At 52.7% G+C, this 17,904-nt stretch carries 13 protein-coding genes; 5 read left to right on the top strand and 8 right to left on the bottom strand.

Translation table 11 applies throughout. From position 1 onward, the window contains the following. Positions 1 to 63: 63 nt before the first annotated feature. Positions 64 to 1,770 (top strand): methyl-accepting chemotaxis protein, encoded by a 1,707-nt coding sequence (locus ACW44H_RS16275; protein WP_457505584.1) that lies wholly within the window; start codon positions 64 to 66, stop codon positions 1,768 to 1,770. A gap of 90 nt (positions 1,771 to 1,860) precedes the next feature. Then, positions 1,861 to 3,666 (top strand): putative bifunctional diguanylate cyclase/phosphodiesterase, encoded by a 1,806-nt coding sequence (locus tag ACW44H_RS16280; RefSeq protein WP_457505585.1) that lies wholly within the window; start codon positions 1,861 to 1,863, stop codon positions 3,664 to 3,666. Here the strand turns inward: ACW44H_RS16280 and ACW44H_RS16285 are convergent. After that, complete coding sequence (locus tag ACW44H_RS16285) at positions 3,599 to 5,233, bottom strand: NAD+ synthase (protein WP_457505586.1); 1,635 nt, start codon at positions 5,231 to 5,233, stop codon at positions 3,599 to 3,601. The genes ACW44H_RS16280 and ACW44H_RS16285 overlap by 68 nt on opposite strands. 136 nt (positions 5,234 to 5,369) lie before the next feature. On the opposite strand from ACW44H_RS16285, the gene ACW44H_RS16290 reads away from it, so the two are divergent. Then, positions 5,370 to 5,642 carry a PP0621 family protein gene (locus tag ACW44H_RS16290; RefSeq protein WP_113269478.1) on the top strand — a complete coding sequence of 91 codons (273 nt, stop codon included), beginning with the start codon at positions 5,370 to 5,372 and terminating at the stop codon, positions 5,640 to 5,642. Here ACW44H_RS16290 and thiO read toward each other — a convergent pair. Next, positions 5,639 to 6,742 (bottom strand): glycine oxidase ThiO, encoded by a 1,104-nt coding sequence (thiO, locus tag ACW44H_RS16295; RefSeq protein WP_457505587.1) that lies wholly within the window; start codon positions 6,740 to 6,742, stop codon positions 5,639 to 5,641. The two genes, ACW44H_RS16290 and thiO, sit on opposite strands and share 4 nt — an antisense overlap. 134 nt (positions 6,743 to 6,876) lie before the next feature. Here thiO and ACW44H_RS16300 point away from each other — a divergent pair, with 134 nt between their 5' ends. After that, the gene (locus ACW44H_RS16300) at positions 6,877 to 7,413 is read left to right on the top strand and encodes a GspH/FimT family pseudopilin (protein ID WP_457505588.1); all 537 of its coding nucleotides are present in this window, start codon (positions 6,877 to 6,879) and stop codon (positions 7,411 to 7,413) included. A gap of 23 nt (positions 7,414 to 7,436) precedes the next feature. Here ACW44H_RS16300 and trxB read toward each other — a convergent pair whose 3' ends face one another. Next, positions 7,437 to 8,390: a thioredoxin-disulfide reductase gene (gene trxB, locus ACW44H_RS16305; RefSeq protein ID WP_113269475.1), complete on the bottom strand. Its 954-nt coding sequence runs from the start codon at positions 8,388 to 8,390 to the stop codon at positions 7,437 to 7,439. A gap of 275 nt (positions 8,391 to 8,665) precedes the next feature. Between trxB and acnA the strand changes: the two genes are divergently transcribed. Continuing rightward, a complete protein-coding gene (gene acnA, locus ACW44H_RS16310; RefSeq protein WP_457505589.1) occupies positions 8,666 to 11,398 on the top strand; it encodes an aconitate hydratase AcnA in 2,733 nt (910 codons plus the stop codon). Between the two features lie 51 nt (positions 11,399 to 11,449). Here acnA and ACW44H_RS16315 read toward each other — a convergent pair whose 3' ends face one another. The 5 genes from ACW44H_RS16315 to ACW44H_RS16335 all read right to left on the bottom strand — a co-directional run bounded on the left by ACW44H_RS16315 (position 11,450) and on the right by ACW44H_RS16335 (position 17,892). After that, a complete protein-coding gene (locus ACW44H_RS16315; RefSeq protein WP_113269473.1) occupies positions 11,450 to 13,129 on the bottom strand; it encodes an NAD-dependent malic enzyme in 1,680 nt (559 codons plus the stop codon). Between the two features lie 189 nt (positions 13,130 to 13,318). Continuing rightward, on the bottom strand, positions 13,319 to 14,530 hold the full coding sequence (locus ACW44H_RS16320) for a YeeE/YedE family protein (protein ID WP_457505590.1): 1,212 nt from the start codon (positions 14,528 to 14,530) through the stop codon (positions 13,319 to 13,321). Between the two features lie 141 nt (positions 14,531 to 14,671). After that, positions 14,672 to 15,685 (bottom strand): AI-2E family transporter, encoded by a 1,014-nt coding sequence (locus ACW44H_RS16325; RefSeq protein WP_457505591.1) that lies wholly within the window; start codon positions 15,683 to 15,685, stop codon positions 14,672 to 14,674. A 323-nt stretch (positions 15,686 to 16,008) separates the two neighbouring features. After that, on the bottom strand, positions 16,009 to 16,761 hold the full coding sequence (locus tag ACW44H_RS16330; protein WP_457505592.1) for a Crp/Fnr family transcriptional regulator: 753 nt from the start codon (positions 16,759 to 16,761) through the stop codon (positions 16,009 to 16,011). A 381-nt stretch (positions 16,762 to 17,142) separates the two neighbouring features. Continuing rightward, entirely contained in the window at positions 17,143 to 17,892 is a 750-nt protein-coding gene (locus ACW44H_RS16335; protein ID WP_457505593.1) for a hypothetical protein, read from the bottom strand. Between the last annotated feature and the right edge of the window lie 12 nt (positions 17,893 to 17,904).

Raw genomic sequence — 17,904 nt, forward strand, 5'->3', positions numbered from 1 at the left:
ACTGTATATAATTAGCTTTCCTTACATAAAAAAGCGCCTAAACGGCACCTGAGGGAGCAATCAATGTCACTTCTTAACGCCCGTTCTTCCAAGACCAAAATAAGCACACGCTTAACGCTAGGTTTTTCCACCCTATTGGGGCTGCTGATCCTGCTAACAGCGGTGGGGGTTTACCAGGTCAATCAAATTGACCGAGACCTAACGACAATCAATGACGTTAATGGCACTAAACAGCGCTTCGCGGTGGACTGGCGAGGCAGCGTACATGATCGCGCTATCGTGCTTCGCGATATTGTCATCACCGCAGGTAATGGCAACCTCAGTTCACTTGAGGATGAAATGGAACGGCTGAGTGATGCATACCGTACCGCTACAACGGGTATGCAGCAGGTGACCAACGAGTATGCCGGTACTGCTGAAGAGCAGAGCATTATTGGCAGTATCAATGAACAAGCCACACTCACACAGGGGTTGACCGTGCAAGTCATCGCAGCCCGCCAGGCAGATGAGTATGCCAACGCACAAACGCTACTATTGGAGCAGGCTGGTCCCGCTTACACCGAGTGGCTTAACCGCATTAATCAGTTTATCAATCTTCAGCAAGCACTAAACGATGCGACCACGGCGACAGCCCGCGACACCGCCTCAGGCTTTCAAATGCAAATGTTGGGACTCACATTATTTGCACTGCTGGTGGGCGGTTTGATAGCGGTGTTCTTATCCCGTCAATTGCTGCGCGAATTAGGTGCCGAACCCCATGAAGTTAAAGCGCTTGCGGAAGCCATTGGCCGCGGCGAGCTAACCAGCCTTGGACACCTAAAGAAAGGCGATACCCGCAGTATAATGGCGTCTCAAGTTGCGATGGCCCATCAGCTACAAACCATCGTGACGCAGGTTCGTGCTTCTGCAGAAGCCGTTGCCAGTAACAGCGAGCAAATTGCTGAAGGCAATAATGACCTTTCCTCACGCACAGAACAGCAGGCAAGCGCTCTCGCAGAAACGGCTTCTGCTATGGAACAGCTTAATAGCACCGTGAAGCTGAATGCCGACAATTCAGTACAAGCCAGCGAAGAAGCCTCAAGTGCTTCCAGTGTTGCTACCCGCGGTGGCGAAGCCGTGCGCCAGGTGGTTGGCACGATGAATGAACTGAACACCAGTTCCAAGGAAATCGCTGGCATTATTTCAACTATCGACTCGATCGCCTTTCAAACTAACATTCTTGCCCTTAACGCTTCGGTAGAGGCTGCCCGGGCCGGCGAGCATGGCCGTGGTTTTGCCGTGGTTGCCGAAGAAGTTCGCCGGTTAGCACAGCGCAGCGCCGACGCCGCCAGGGAAATTAATGCACTAATTTCTAGCAACCTGGAACGAGTCAATCATGGTAACGCGCGTGCTGAGGAAGCCAGCAAATCAACGGAAGAGATCGTCGCTGCCATTGAGCGCGTAAATAGCATTATGAAAGAGATCAGCCACGCTAGCGCAGAGCAGAGCGCCGGTGTGCAAGAGGTCGGCCAAGCCGTCACCGAGATGGATCAGGTCACCCAACAAAACGCCACCCTGGTGCACGAGAGCGCCACCGCAGCTAATAACCTGCGTCAAAACGCTCAAGCTCTTCTACATGCCATGGCCGTCTTTAAGCTGCCGAGCACACTCCAAAACGCGCAGCCGCCACATGCTGCATTGGCACCTGCGCGCAGCGACTCTGCTAACGCGCGCGCGCTACCTGCTGTAAAACGCCAGCAGGCAGCAGCGCCTGAGTGGGAAAGTTTTTAAATTAAAAATGCTACTTAGATTAACTGTTGAGAGGGATACGGCTCCTAACCCTTAGGGGCCGTTCATAATAGCCCTCCCCCTGAGATGACGATGAAGCCCACCCAAAGCCTATTGAAGATGTTCTTGCTACCAATATTAATGGTAGCGCTTCCTGCACTGTTACTCATGACAATTGCCATGGAAATGCGGGGGAAACAGTCGCTCGAAAAATTAGACACTATCGCTCAGGTTGCAACAGTGTGGCTGGGAATTGGTGTGATGGGTGGGCTGATCGGAGCTGCGTTCTTTTTCGTCTGGCGTAGCAATAAGCGCTTAATGATCATTGGAGACGCTATTTTATCGCTCTCCAATAGCCAGCAAAAACTGCCTGACTTTCAAGCGATCGAACAGATGAGTCGACAGCGCAGAGATTCTTTGACACGTATTGCCCGCGCACTAATGACGCTTCGAGATGTAGAAAAGCAACGCCGTGAAGCCGAGTGCAAAGTGCATCGTTTGGCGAATTTCGACACACTGACCCAGTTGCCCAACTGGCAATATATGAGAGAGTATCTTCAACATTCGCTTGATGTTAGCCAGCAGACCGGCACCTACGGTGCGCTGGTCTACCTGGACGTTGACGACTTCAACCGCATCAACGACAGCTGTGGCCACCGAGTGGGCGATAACCTACTCCAGCAAATTGCCGAGCGACTTACCGGCCTGAGGGTAGAAGGCGCTACCCTTGGCCGTTTAGGCGGCGATGAGTTTATGGTGATCATCGATGGCTTAGCCAGCGAACAGCTAAAAGCGGCCGAGAAAGCCGAGGCGTTTGCCGAACAGCTACAGCGAGCGCTAAGCCCGTGTTATTGGGTGGAAGATAAAAAGCATTTCCTCAGTGTGAGCACGGGCATTGCATTGTTTAATGGCCTTCAAGAAAGCACTGATATCCTCTTTCAGTATTCCAACGCGGCCGTTCATCTTGCCAAACAAACGAGTCCCAACGGGTTACGGTTTTACGAACCGGCAGTTCAGGCCGAACTTGAAGCCAGAACCGAACTAGAACAGGATCTTCGCCTAGCCATCGATCGACAAGAGTTCATATTGGTCTACCAATCACAAGTGGACAGTCTGGGGCGAGCTATTGGCGCTGAGGCATTGATCCGCTGGGAACACCCGCATCGCGGGTTTGTATCGCCGGGGTCCTTTATCCCCTTAGCCGAGGAAACGGGCTTAATCGTGCCGATTGGAAACTGGGTACTCGAAGCAGCCTGTGAGCAGCTAGTCATCTGGGCAAACGACGAAAACACGCAGCATCTAACATTAGCAGTCAACGTCAGCGCCAAACAGTTTCAACAGCCCGATTTCGTGGACAACGTTTGCGACGTGCTAACCAAAAGTAGTGCCCCAGCACACCGGCTAAAGCTGGAGCTAACCGAAAGCACAATGATTGGCAAAATAGATGACATCATTGCTCGCATGCTCCAGCTCAAGGCACTGGGAATTAGCTTTTCCTTAGACGATTTCGGCACTGGCTACTCGTCGCTGCAATACCTCAAACGGCTCCCTTTGGATCAAATCAAGATCGACCAATCTTTTGTGCGCAACCTGCATAAAGACATGGATGATAAGGCCATCGTAAAAACCATTATTGCCATGGGGCGTTCGCTCGGATTGCAGGTTATCGCCGAAGGGGTTGAAAACCAAGAACACTGGCACTATCTAAAAGAACAACAGTGCCATGCTTTTCAAGGCTATTATTTTTGCAAACCGGTATCTGCTACCGAAATGGTACAGCGCAGCTTAGCCCCGCCCCCTATCCATCGCCTAATACGAGGTAGCGTACGGCTTAATCACCAGGCTGCCAGCCATTCACAATCGGATAGCGGCGGTCCCGGCCAAATCCACGCGGAGTAACTCGCACACCAATGGGTGCCTGACGACGCTTATATTCGCAACGGTCAACCAGCTTAACCACTTTATAAACGTCTTCCTCGTCAAAGCCGGCAGCAATGATCGCCTCAGCGCTCATGTCGCCTTCAATGTAGCTGACCAAAATCGCATCGAGCACATCGTAATCGGGCAAGGAGTCGCTATCTTGCTGATCAGGCGCCAGTTCGGCACTGGGTGGCCGCTCGATAACGCGCTCTGGAATGGCCGGTGATTGCGTATTACGCCAGCGAGCCAGGCGATACACCCAGGTTTTATAGACATCTTTAATCGCGTTATAACCACCCACCATATCGCCATACAGCGTGGCGTAGCCCACCGCCATTTCGCTCTTATTACCGGTCGTCAGTACCATCAAGCCTTTTTTATTGGAAATCGCCATTAACAGCACACCGCGACAGCGCGACTGAAGATTCTCTTCAGTGGTATCTCGCTCGGTTCCCGCAAAGCTTTCTGCGAGTGTCCCCATAAACGCCTCTACCATGGGCTCTATTGGCATAACCTCGTAGTGAACGCCCAACATCTCGGCTTGCTCTGCAGCGTCCTGCTTGGAAATATCCGCCGTGTAGTGGTACGGCATCATCACCGCCTGCACTCGCTGAGGGCCGAGCGCATCAACCGCAATGGCCAACGAGAGCGACGAATCAATACCGCCGGAAAGCCCCAATACCACACCGTCGAAACCACTCTTATTAACATAGTCACGTAGCCCGGTAACTAGCGCACAATAGAGGCTCTCTTCCGGCTCTACTTCGGGATCGATCTCACCTGGCTGGGGCTCCCACACCGTCGCACTCGTTTGCAGAAACTGTATTGGCATCAAGCCTGCTTGCCAATACGGCGCCAACACCTGCACTTGCCCACTGGCGTTAACACAGCAGGAGCCGCCATCAAACACCAGCTCGTCCTGACCACCAATGGTGTTTACATACACAATGGGTCGGTTGACGTCTTGAGCGTGCTGCTCCAATAAACCCAACCGCTCAGCGGGTTTATCTTGATGATAAGGCGAGGCATTCAAGCTAATCAGTACTTCAGCACCCGCATCAGTGGCGGCCCTAACCGGTGCGCCATCCCATAGGTCTTCGCAAATCAAAATGCCTAACTTGGCGCCTTTATGCTCATAAACAAGCGGCTCAGTGCCAGACGTGAAGTAACGCTGCTCATCGAACACTTGGTAGTTAGGCAACGCCTGCTTGGCATACTCACCTTCCCACTGGCCGTTATAAAGCAGGCCAGCCAAGTTATAACAACGCCCTTCACGTACGCCGGGGTAGCCGATAATCACCAACACATCACGGGAAATTTTCGATGCCATTTGGGCGCGAGCTTCACGCAGTCGGGTCTCCATAGAGGGGCGCAGTAGTAAATCTTCCGGCGGGTAGCCCGACAAAAAAAGCTCAGGAAAGACAACAATATCTGCCCCATGCTCGATCCGCGCCTCACGTACTGCTTCAATCGCACGTGCGGCATTGCCGGGAATATCCCCGACCAGAGGATCGAGTTGGGCCATTACCAGCGTTAAGTCTTGCATGGGCGTTAAAATCTCTTGAGAATCTTTAAAATTGAGTTAAACCGTCGTATACACATTGTCCCGCAAGGGCTGCCAACTGGCAAAGGCCATGCGACTATTCACCTCTTAAATCCCTAATCCGGGAGACAAAATAAGGATGAACCTATTGATCATTCGGCTGATTATCTTCGCCGTTATATTTTATGCCGGTTTAAAGCTTTACGGCATCTACCGGCAACGTAAGCTCGAGCATGAAGCGCAGCATAAACAGGTCAATCGCCATGAAGGGGGCAAAATGGTGCGCTGTCGCTGGTGTGAAGTACACGTGCCTGAAGATGAAGCATTACGCGAGCAGGAACAGTGGTTCTGTTGCGGCGCGCATCGCGACCGCTTTTTACAAGAACAGCAGGATAAAAATGAATCCCCTTAAGTGTTTATAAGTCGCTCTGGCGTGGGCTGGTAAGGCGCTGGATCAATCACCGGCTCACGCCCAAGCAGTTGGTCTACCAATAAATGGGTTGAGGCAGGCGCCAATACCAAGCCGTTGCGATAGTGCCCGGCATTGACGAATACATTGGGCCATTCCGGTAGCGCGCCAATAAACGGTATCCCTTCTGGTGAACCAGGACGCAAACCAGCCCACTGATGCGCAACCGGGCACAGCGCCAAGGCGGGCAGTATGGCTTCTGCGCTCTGCTTTAGCGATGCCAGTGCAGCCGCGTCGGTGGTCTTATCAAATCCAGCCTCTTCAAGCGTCGAGCCGACCAGCAGCAAACCATCTGCACGCGGGATGATATAACGCCCATCTTTTAACACGACGCGCTGCACCAAGTCCTTGGGCGCTTGGTAGGTGATCATTTGCCCTTTTACCGGCCTTACCGGCAACTGTATATCAAGTTGAACCAGTAACTGAGCAGCCCAGGCACCGCCGCAAACAATAATGCGCTCAGCCTCTAATGGCCCATGAGACGTCATCACGCCCTTCACTGGGCCATTTTTATGGATAAAACCACTGACCTCGCACTGCTCTCTCAGCGTTACCTGAGGCATCGCTGTTAGCCGAGCCTTTAACGCTTTGGCCAAACGCGGGTTGCGCACACTGCCCAGCGTCGGCATCCACAGAGCGCTGTCGCCAGCCATCACCACATTGGGCTCTTTGTTGTAGACGAAATCTTCTCCCACCCGCTCTAGCGGTTTACCCAACTGACGCGACCAATGCAGTGCTTTTTCGGCGTCGTCCACATTCAGGTAGAGCAACCCTTTTTGGCGATACTCTGGATCAATCCCCGTCTCTTCCAATAACCGCAGTGCCAACGAGGGGTAAGCGCCTTCCGACCAGCGTGACAGTTGAGACACTGCAGCACTGTAACGCCAGGGATACAGCGGCGAAACAATGCCGCCGCCAGCCCAGGAGGCTTCCTGCCCACACCTACCTCGCTCGACCAGCGTTACTTGTTGCCCGGCATCAGCCAACTGCAGCGCCGTCATCATGCCGATCACGCCACCGCCAATAATTAAGAAATCGCTCACAAGATTGTCCGTTTTGGCTTACATAAAAAATAGTGGCTATCGCCTAGGCTGATTTAGCCGCCAGGTGATCATGGTCGTTAATAACGGGCAGTGAGCATAGCGCGGACATAAACAAAATCAAGCCAGGAGAGGTGATGAACGATGCTCATAACGGCACACGTACCCTATCTAGAAACGGGTTTACGCTGCTTGAGCTACTGATCTCGCTATTACTGGTTGGCATCATCGCCGCCTGGGGGTTGCCCAATTTTCAGGCATTAGGCGAGCGTATTGCGCAGACCAGTGAAGTCAACCGCTTCCAAAGTGCGTTTTCATTAGCGAGAAATACGGCGATTAGTCAACGCAGCCAGATTACGATTTGCCCTGCTTCTGAAGGTCGAACGGCTTGCGATAGCGAATGGAGTGGTGAGCTTATGATCATAAAGGGAGATAAAACAGATAGCGTTCAAGCCGACGACATTTTGCGTGTTATCCCGGCTCAAGAGAACACTGAGGTCGCTTACAGCCGCGGCTGGTCACGGATACGTTACAACGCAATGGGCTATACCAGCGGTTATAATGGCAGTTTTGCCATTTGTTCAGGCAACAGTGTCGAAAGCTCGATGGGTAAAAAGCTGGTGCTCAGCCAGTTGGGACGTCTGAGAATTGACGAAGCGCCTATCGATTGCTAGACGCTTCGTCCCAGAATGCAACGTTACACGGCAATACCGTCCAAATAACGCTCGGCATCCAGCGCAGCCATGCAGCCACTGCCCGCTGACGTGATCGCTTGACGATAGATATGATCCATCACATCGCCACAGGCAAATACGCCGGGCACACTAGTCGCAGTAGCATTACCTTCCAATCCTGAGTTCACTTTGATATAGCCGCCGTTCATGTCTAACTGACCAGCGAAAATGCCGGTGTTGGGGCTATGGCCAATGGCAATAAACAGCCCAGGCGCATGGATCTCTTTACTGGCGCCATCCTTGGTAGATTTAACTTTTATACCCGTCACCCCGGAGTTATCGCCAAGCACTTCCTCGACTTCCTGGAACCACTCAAGAACGATCTTGCCTGCCTCGACTTTCTCGAACAATTTATCCTGCAAGATCTTCTCCGCTCGCAGCGTATCGCGGCGGTGCACCAGGGTCACTTTCGAAGCGATGTTAGAAAGATAAAGTGCTTCTTCCACAGCGGTATTCCCGCCACCCACCACAATGACTTCCTGGTTACGATAGAAAAAACCATCACATGTCGCGCAAGCCGACACCCCTTGGCCCATAAACTGCTGCTCGGTGGGCAACCCCAGATAACGCGCGCTGGCACCGGTAGCCACAATCAGCGCGTCACACGTGTAAATACCGCTATCACCTTTCAACGTAAACGGTTTTTCACCTAAGCTAACCTCATGGATATGGTCAAACAGCACTTCCGTATTAAAGCGTTCGGCGTGCTGTTTCATACGTTCCATCAATTCAGGGCCTTGCACGCCTTGAGCATCGCCCGGCCAGTTATCCACGTCGGTGGTGGTGGTCAGTTGGCCACCTGCCTGAATACCGGTGATCAATAGCGGTTTCAGGTTTGCCCGCGCGGCGTACACGGCAGCCGTATAGCCTGCCGGGCCGGAACCAAGAATAATCAAACGCTCATGACGAGTTTCCATGACACCACCTTGTAAAGATCTGACGGATAGCTTTGTTGATAGCTGTCTAAATGATTTGGCGAAGATTCTGCCTGAAATGGTGCCAAGTACAAGCTATTGCAAGGTTTCGTCTACGCTATTAGGCGAAGAAACCTTGAAAGCCCCGAAACAAACACCCATGTTCTATTACTAAGTTAACGCCATACTGGGGGTAAGCCTTACAGGGGTAAGCCATACTAAAGGAAGACCGTGACCGTCACGCTAAGGGCAATACTCAGCAATTAGAGGAGAGAGACATGAGCAAGACACCCGATACGCTAAGCACCCTAGAGGTTGGCAGTACAACGTATCACTACTACAGCCTACCCCAAGCAGCCGAGGCGCTGGGCAGCATTGACCGGCTCCCCAAGACGCTCAAAATTCTGCTCGAAAACCAGCTGCGCTTCGCCGACGACGAGAGCGTATACCAAGAAGATATGCAGGCCTTGGTCGATTGGCAGAGTGAGGGTAAATCCAGCCGTGAGATAGGTTATCGTCCGGCGCGTGTATTAATGCAGGATTTCACCGGCGTCCCCGGCGTGGTGGATTTAGCCTCCATGCGCGCGGCAGTCGAGAGCCTTGGCGAAGACCCCGCCAAGATCAACCCCCTTTCACCCGTCGACCTAGTCATTGACCACTCGGTAATGGTTGATAAATTTGGTAACCCCGCCGCATTCCAAGAGAACGTTGATATTGAAATGCAGCGTAACCGCGAGCGTTACGAGTTTCTGCGCTGGGGCCAACAGGCGTTCGATAACTTTAGCGTGGTGCCCCCCGGTACCGGCATCTGCCACCAGGTCAACCTGGAATATTTAGGCAGAGCGGTATGGACCAAGGACGAAGACGGCAAAACCTTCGCTTACCCCGACACACTCGTTGGCACCGACTCTCACACCACCATGATCAACGGTCTGGGTGTACTCGGCTGGGGTGTGGGCGGTATTGAGGCCGAAGCGGCCATGCTCGGTCAGCCGGTATCGATGCTGATACCGGAAGTCATTGGCTTTAAATTGACGGGCAAACTACGCGAAGGCATTACCGCGACCGATTTGGTACTGACCGTTACCGAAATGCTGCGTAAAAAAGGCGTGGTGGGTAAATTTGTTGAGTTCTACGGCGACGGTTTGAAAGACCTGCCATTGGCGGACCGCGCCACCATCGCCAATATGGCCCCTGAATATGGCGCTACCTGCGGCTTTTTCCCGGTTGATGAAGAAACCTTAAACTACATGCGCCTAACCGGACGCGAAGATGAACAAGTTGCACTGGTCGAAGCGTATAGCAAAGCGCAAGGGCTATGGCGCGAACCCAACGACGAACCGGTATTTACCGACGCATTGCACTTGGACATGACCGAAGTGGAAGCCAGTCTTGCTGGTCCCAAACGTCCCCAGGATCGTGTCGCACTGCAAGACATGGCGGCAGCCTTCAACAAGTTCATGCAGGAAGATACCAAGGCAAAACCCACCGAAAGAGGCAAACTCTCTTCTGAAGGTGGCCAAACCGCCGTGGGTATAGAGCGCAGCTTCGAACACGACACCAGCCGGGCCGTTAAGCTTAATGAGCAGGACTTCAGCCTTGACCCCGGTGCGGTGGTCATCGCCGCCATTACATCGTGCACTAACACCTCCAACCCCAGCGTGATGATGGCAGCAGGTTTGCTAGCCCGTAAGGCCCGCGAAAAAGGCTTAGTGACCAAGCCATGGGTGAAGACCTCCCTAGCGCCGGGTTCTAAAGTGGTGACCGACTACCTGGAAGCCGCTGGGTTAAACGATGACCTGGATGCGCTGGGTTTCAACCTGGTCGGCTACGGCTGCACAACCTGTATTGGTAATTCCGGCCCACTACCGGATGAGATTGAGCAGGCCATTAACGATGGCGATCTTGCCGTCGCGTCGGTGCTTTCCGGTAACCGGAACTTCGAAGGCCGTGTTCACCCACTGGTTAAAACTAACTGGCTGGCGTCACCGCCCCTGGTGGTCGCTTACGCCCTGGCCGGTAACGTTCAGCGTGACCTCACCAAGGAACCTCTGGGTAAAGACAGCAGTGGCGAACCCGTCTACCTAAAAGACATCTGGCCCACTCAGGCAGAAATCGCCAGCGCCGTCGAGAAGGTCAATACCGCGATGTTCCGTAAAGAGTACGGTGCGGTGTTTGAGGGTGATGAGGTCTGGAAAGCAATCGACGTTTCAGAAAGCAAAGTCTACCAATGGCCTGAGTCGACCTATATTCAGCATCCGCCCTTCTTTGAGGGTATGGGACGCGAGCCGGATGCCATTGAAGACGTGCACAGTGCCCGTGTACTGGCGATGCTGGGTGACTCGGTGACTACCGACCATATCTCCCCGGCAGGTGCCATTAAGCCTGATAGCCCCGCTGGCCGCTATCTGCAGGAGCACGGTGTCAAGCCAGTCGACTTCAACTCTTACGGCTCACGTCGGGGTAATCATGAAGTCATGATGCGCGGCACTTTCGCCAACGTGCGGATCAAAAATGAAATGCTCGAAGGCGTCGTCGGTGGAGAAACACGCCACGTACCCAGCGGCGAGCAGATGGCTATTTACGATGCGGCCATGAAGTACAAAGAGGAAGGTAAACCGCTTGTCGTGATCGCTGGTAAAGAGTACGGCACCGGCTCTTCGCGGGATTGGGCGGCCAAAGGCACACGCCTGCTGGGCGTTCGCGCTGTTATCGCCGAGTCCTTTGAGCGCATTCACCGCTCTAACCTGATCGGCATGGGCGTTGTGCCGCTTCAGTTTGCAGAAGGCGAAAGCCGTCATACGTTGGGATTAACCGGCGATGAGGAAATTTCGATTGCCGGTTTAAGCGACCTGACACCGGGTGGCACGGTCAAAATCGTGATCAAAAATGCCGAAGGTGAACGTAGCGTTGATGCCAAGTGCCGAATTGATACGGTAAACGAGCTGGCTTACTACCGCCATGGTGGTATCCTCCACTACGTGCTGCGCAAGATGATCGGCGCAGCCTAGCGGTAAAACTTACCAATGCTTGCATGCCCCCACCTCGGTGGGGGCTTTTTTTTAGAAAGCGCGACGACGGTAGGAGCGGTAGTCCGGCGACCAGGATGCTTTCTCAATCAACTCTCGCAGCGTCGTGCCACTGGTTTTCAGCGCCACGCCGTTCTGCTGCGCCTGTGCGGCCACCTCAAAAGCAATCGACTTGCTGATATCGCGAATACGCGACAGCGGCGGCAACAGTGCGCCTTTGCCCTCTTTTACCAGCGGCGCTTCACGGGCCAACGCCCGCGAGGCACTCATCAACATCTCATCGGTCACTCGATTAGCGCTGGCGGCTATCACCCCTAAGCCAATGCCTGGGAAGATATAGGCATTGTTACACTGAGCAATCGGATAAGTGCGGCCATTGAAGACAACCGGCGCGAAGGGGCTACCGGTCGCGACCAAGGCCTGGCCATCGGTCCAGCGAATGACATCTTCCGGCACAGCCTCTGCTTGGGAGGTAGGATTAGAGAGTGGCATGATGACCGGGTGTTCACAGCCAGCGTGCATCGTGCGCACGACCTGCTCGGTGAAGATACCGCGCTGACCGCAAACACCAATCAATACCGTTGGCTTGATCTGGGCAATTGTCTCTTCCAGGCCTTGGCCATTCCACTCGGCCACCAGCGACGGGTCGTGGGCTAAACGGCGCTGGAAATCGCGCTGCCACTCTTGATCGCTGGTCATTAGGCCTTCTCGATCAACAACGAAAATGCGCGCACGCGCTTCGCTTTCGGTCAGCCCTTCGGCTTCCATAGCGACGACGACCTGCTCAGCAATACCACAGCCCGCGGAACCGCCACCGACAAATACCACACGTTGGTTGGCAATGGTCTCTTCGCGCGCCTGGCAGGCTGCCATCAACGTACCGACCACCACAGAAGCCGTGCCTTGTACATCGTCATTGAAACAGCATAGGTCATCGCGATAGCGCTCTAACAGCGGCACCGCATTGGCCTGGGCAAAGTCCTCAAACTGCAGCAGTACGTTAGGCCAACGACGTTTAACCGCGGCAATAAACTCCGCCATAAAAGCGTCGTATTCTTCCTGCCCAACCCGCTCGTGGCGCCAGCCCATGTACATGGGGTCGTCCAACAGCGCTTTGTTATTGGTACCCACATCAATCATGATCGGCAATGTGTAGGCGGGACTGATGCCGCCACAGGCGGTATACAGCGCTAGCTTTCCAATCGGGATTCCCATGCCCCCGATGCCCTGGTCACCCAGGCCTAAAATCCGTTCACCATCGGTCACCACGATCACTTTGACGTTATCTTTCGTGGCGCTGCGCAGAATATCATCCATATATTCGCGGTCAGGGTAGCTAATAAACAGCCCCCGGTGGTTACGATAAATATTGGAGAATTCCTGGCACGCCTGACCGACCGTGGGGGTATAGATGATCGGTAACATCTCTTCAAGATGCTGAGAGACCAAGCGGAAATAGAGCGTTTCGTTATCGTCTTGAATCGCGCGCAGATGGATATGTTTCTCAAGATCGCTATGGCACAGTTGATACTGCCGATAGACCCGCTCCAACTGGTCCTCAATGGTTTCCACTTTTTGGGGTAGCAAACCAATCAGGTTAAACGCCAAGCGCTCCTGCTGAGTAAACGCGCTGCCTTTATTCAATAGCGGCATTTCGAGCAAAGAAGGACCGGCGTAAGGAAGGTATAGGGGGCGTTTACTTTGGGTAGTCATAAGCACTCTCTTTTTATGTCAATCACTGCTGCAATGCAGCAACATCAGGCGTTTGCGGCGTTTGGTCGTAATGTAACATGCTCCTGCGACAAAGGTGGAAGAGACCGACGGTGAAGATATAAAAACGCCTCGGTTGAATAAGGCTCAAACCGAGGCGCTACTCTTCTACTTTAGAGCTTTATTTTAAAATTAGCTCGTTTTTGCAATTGGCTTTCGCCCTTCTACGCCCCCAAAAAAGAAAGGCCTTAGCTTTACACCCAGCATATTGCCGGCGAACGCAGCGACCAACCATACCCAGCCGTGCAGGCTACCCGACGCAATGCCGCTGAAGTAGGCGCCGATATTGCAGCCATACGCCAAGCGCGCACCATAGCCCAACATGAGGCCGCCAATCACAGCTGCCAGAATGGACTTTAGCGGAATGTTAAAATTAGGGGCAAAACGACCAGCCAGGCTAGCCGCGGCAAGCGCACCGAGCATAATGCCAACATTCATTACGGTTGTGATATCGCTCCATACGCTGGCCTCAAGGGCCGCCGCATTACCCGGCGCTTGCCAATAGCCCCACTGGCTCACATCGCCGCCAACAAGCTCATAGCCCTTGGCGCCCCACAGTGCGAACGCTGATGTAATCCCCCATGGCCGGCCTGCCAATGCCAAGGTGACAAAGTTCAAAAGCGCCAACGCCACGGCGCCAGCGACTAACGGCCAAGGTCCTGTCAACCAGCGCTCGTAACCGTGCTTATTGACGCTAGGCGCTTGCTCTAACTGCCCATGCCGACGCTTTTCCATCACCCATGTGAAAGCTGCAATAGCGGCAAACAGTACAAGGCTAATGGCTATCCCACCACTAGCGCCGGCAACGTTGACCAGCGAGACCGGCTGGAAGGCAGGTAAGCTCTGCCACCAAGCAAAATGTGCCGAGCCGATTACTGAGCCGACAATAAAAAATACCAGGGTGATCAACATCCGTGCGTTACCCCCGCCCGCCGTAAACAGCGTACCCGAAGCACAGCCACCGCCTAACTGCATACCCAATCCGAATAAGAACGCCCCCACTAGCACCGAAATCCCAATAGGCGCAACAAAGCCCGACACCTCATTACCAAACAGAGTGCCAGCCCCGAGTGCAGGGAAAAACAGCATCACGGCGATCGCCAGCATCACCATCTGTGCGCGCAGGCCGCGCCCTCGCCGCTCGGTAATAAAGACACGCCACGCCGAGGTAAAACCAAATGCAGCGTGATAAAGCGCCATGCCAAACAGCCCACCAACAATCATCAATAGGCCTATATGAGCCTCAAAAACTACCCCTATAAGCAGCGCACCCAGCACAATCGCCGCCGTGGCGATCAACGATACTCGATAACTCTGAGGCGCAGTAACCGCCGTAGTCGACATACATTCACCTTTAGCAATGCTAAAAGCGCCTGTCACAAAACAGGCGCTTTTAGTCAGTATGGATAATGGTGACAAGCTTAACGCTGCCACTATAGAGCGTACAATTATTTGTGCTGCGTTATTGATAACGATGACATCTATCTACTGCGCGTCTTCCTCCCGGGTGACGTACAGCCGGTTCACCAATACGAACGCGACCACCGTTAGCGGTGCGGCCAATAACAAACCGGCTAAACCAAACAAAGTGCTTGCCGCAAATAACGAAAATAACAGCAACGCGGGGGGAAGGCTTACGGCACGCTGTTGTACCAGTGGCTGTAAAATATTGCCCTCTATTTGCTGAATAATGGTATACGCAATCAGCACAAACAGCGTGGTTTGAGGGCTCACCGTGAAGGCAAGCAGCAACGCTGGTATAGCGGCGATCAAGGGTCCCACCAGGGGCACAAAATCCAATAGCCCAGCCACTAGCCCCAAGCCAAGCGGGGCTGGCACGTTTAACAGCCACATAGCAATACCCACCAAGAGCCCGGTTACCGCCATGGCCACTAACTGCCCACCAAGCCAATAACGGAGTGCCCTACCGCTCTTATCCAGCGCTTCGCCCAAGCGTGGCCGGCTTTTAACCGGTGCGAGTAACAATAAACCACGGCGATACAGGTCCGGCTGTGCAGCAAAATAGACCATGCCCACAATTAGCGCGAAGAAGCTGACAAGACTGCCTCCCATCGAGACCACAAACATCCCGACCTGAGAAATACCGTCCCCCAATAAGCTACTTGCCCGATCAGCAGCATCACTCACCAAGGGCGCCAGCTGCGTCCCCTCAAGTTGCTCCTGTAGCTGTTCCCAGGCCTCAGGTAACAGCGTGGCTAGCGATTCCAGCTCAGCAGAGACCTGAGCACCAAATGCCCAACTAATTAACCCCAACATAAGCGTCAGCGTCAAAATCACCGTTAACAGCGCCAGCCACCGTGGTGTACCTAATTTTAAAAGGGGCACCATGCACGTTTGCAATATACAGGCGCCTACCACCGCGCCAAAAATCAAAATCAGTAAGCCCACAAGCTTCCAAAGCATTAGCGCGACAACAGCCAGCGTTAATGCAATAAGAGCGCACTCTGTAAATGACTGATGCCGATACCTGGATCGCATTCACTATTCCCTTTTGTAGATGCGTTGACAGCGACAAGAAAACGTCAAAATAGAAGACATTCTTGCCTTGTGTGAAAACTACTATAGGTCATTAGCCAACCTGATTTCTCTCAATTTACGGACGTGTCACTGTCTTATCGCAAGATGGGTGTTATTGCAGGTGCTAATGGTTCGATTAGGGGCGCCGCATGATGGGGCAAGATGAAAAACTTTAGCCAGGCTTGTCCGGAGACTGAAATTCGAAAAACCCTTGTTTCTTTACCTGATGCTCCCAACTAGTAACCGAACAAAAAGAGGCGACCAGCATTTTTCCGACTGGGGCTTTATGGGCTATTTCTTAGAAATTCAGTGAACATAGGAGGTAGGAGCTCATCGATATAGCTGTCATTAAACCCTACTAGACTCGCCAATGCCTCAGGGTCGGGTAGCTTCACCTGCTGTCGGTCTCGGATAACAAGCCCCTTATCACGCAGCATCGAGAAGGTCCGGCTCACGTGTACCGGGCTCATCCCCAGCGCGTCGCTAATCAACTGCTGAGTGAGTGGCATGAGGAAGGTATTGTTCTCCACTGCCCCAATCCGCTTGAGTCGCAGGTAGAATTCGTAGAGGAAGTGTGCCAGTTGCTCGTGGGCGGCATATTGACCGAGATAGATTAGCCGCTCGGAGAGTATCGCCTGCTGGCGAATCGCGGTGGCCATGATGCCGACGGCCAAGTTTGAACGCCCAAAGAGTTCAAAAAGCTGCTGATAGGAGAACGGATAGACCACACCTTTACTAATCATCGCCGCACTTGATAGTCGGCGGGCAAAGCCAAAATCGCGCATGCCGATGATATCGCCTGGAAGGTAGAACTTGAGGTTCTGCTTAGAACCATTTTTCAAGCTGCGATAGGAGTATGCCCAGCCCTCTTTGACCACGCAGAAAAGATCCGCATCCGCACGCTCCTGCCATAGCACCTCGTTGGCTGACATGCGCCGGGGGCTGAGCTCGAGGCCCAGCAAAAGCGCCTTGTCTTCAGGAGACAGCGCACCTTGAATGCTAAGGCCCCGCATCACTACTGTATCGAGGAGAGCCACTCTGTTACCTCTTGGGCGAATGATTTCTTTACACCATTCTAAAACACATGCTTACATCCATAACTTATAATATGTTATGGATAGTGTTTATTATCATACGGTTACAAGAATGCGTACTGAGCACCAACAGGAAGAACAATTTTGAGCTGTACTTGGAGCGGCTCATCCGCGCTATAAGAGACAGACTCTGGAAGCTGTTGGGGCACTTCCGATGGCGGCGACATGTGAACGCTATCAGAGTGTGCCCAGGCACCTGCCGCCAAGCGCTCTGAGATAGTGATGGTTTCGATCGGCACCTAGAGAGTAGTGAGACCTAGCCCTACAGTCACTGAATTCAGCTCTCACAACCGTGGGTAGTGTGAGTAACTGCGTATTCATATCTTATTCCGGCAGAGTCGCAAAATGCGAATGAACGACAAGCTTCCCTTCTCGATAGGGTGTATTCGGCAGGCGTGTCTTAAATATATCCAGACACTTCTCAAAGTCTTTTTTACAACAATAAACTTTGCTATAAACAGAGTAGCTAGAATCATCTTCGTTATACCAGGTAAAACGCAGCCCAATCAGACAGCGCTTTCTCCAAACAGCAATATCTTCTGCATTGGGCCAGTCTATCTCATAGTATTCTTCATTTCTCACCATCGTCTGGTAGTCTTTAGAATTACCCATAAGCGCCGCCATCGCACCTATTCCGATGGGGCCAATCGCAGCGATAATGAAGTCAGGGTTAATAAACACCAACAACAACACCCCAATACCGGAGATAATGGCTGTCCATTTCATCACCGGTTTAACCGAGTCGATCTGCGGCTTCCAGGAAAACACCTCGATGCTCTTATCAGTTAAGCGATAAACAACAATGGTCGTTTGATGAGTTATACTCATCCCGACTAAAAGCAAAAATAAAAACATACTCACCCCTAATAATAGAGAAGAAATAAAATGCTCGTTAAAATAATAAACAGCAAGCGCACCTGCAAGAGCAATGCATAAAATCATAACGAACATTATATTGGCTATAAACGTATTATAATCTCGTGTTCGAATCTGCCACGTCATAATCGCTGGCTCATCAATATGCTTCCAAGGCATTTCTGCTACATAGTCCCGCTTAGGTTGAATAAACCACATGATGAATACTCT

It is taken from the genome of Vreelandella sulfidaeris Esulfide1, assembly GCF_054072535.1.

Bases quoted from the DNA above. Each gene is read 5' to 3' on its own strand.
- ACW44H_RS16275 (WP_457505584.1), top strand. From the start codon at position 64: ATGTCACTTCTTAACGCCCGTTCTTCCAAGACCAAAATAAGCACACGC.
- ACW44H_RS16280 (WP_457505585.1), top strand. From the start codon at position 1,861: ATGAAGCCCACCCAAAGCCTATTGAAGATGTTCTTGCTACCAATATTA.
- ACW44H_RS16285 (WP_457505586.1), bottom strand. From the start codon at position 5,233: ATGCAAGACTTAACGCTGGTAATGGCCCAACTCGATCCTCTGGTCGGG.
- ACW44H_RS16290 (WP_113269478.1), top strand. From the start codon at position 5,370: ATGAACCTATTGATCATTCGGCTGATTATCTTCGCCGTTATATTTTAT.
- ACW44H_RS16300 (WP_457505588.1), top strand. From the start codon at position 6,877: ATGAACGATGCTCATAACGGCACACGTACCCTATCTAGAAACGGGTTT.
- trxB (WP_113269475.1), bottom strand. From the start codon at position 8,390: ATGGAAACTCGTCATGAGCGTTTGATTATTCTTGGTTCCGGCCCGGCA.
- acnA (WP_457505589.1), top strand. From the start codon at position 8,666: ATGAGCAAGACACCCGATACGCTAAGCACCCTAGAGGTTGGCAGTACA.
- ACW44H_RS16315 (WP_113269473.1), bottom strand. From the start codon at position 13,129: ATGACTACCCAAAGTAAACGCCCCCTATACCTTCCTTACGCCGGTCCT.
- ACW44H_RS16320 (WP_457505590.1), bottom strand. From the start codon at position 14,530: ATGTCGACTACGGCGGTTACTGCGCCTCAGAGTTATCGAGTATCGTTG.
- ACW44H_RS16325 (WP_457505591.1), bottom strand. From the start codon at position 15,685: ATGCGATCCAGGTATCGGCATCAGTCATTTACAGAGTGCGCTCTTATT.
- ACW44H_RS16335 (WP_457505593.1), bottom strand. From the start codon at position 17,892: ATGTGGTTTATTCAACCTAAGCGGGACTATGTAGCAGAAATGCCTTGG.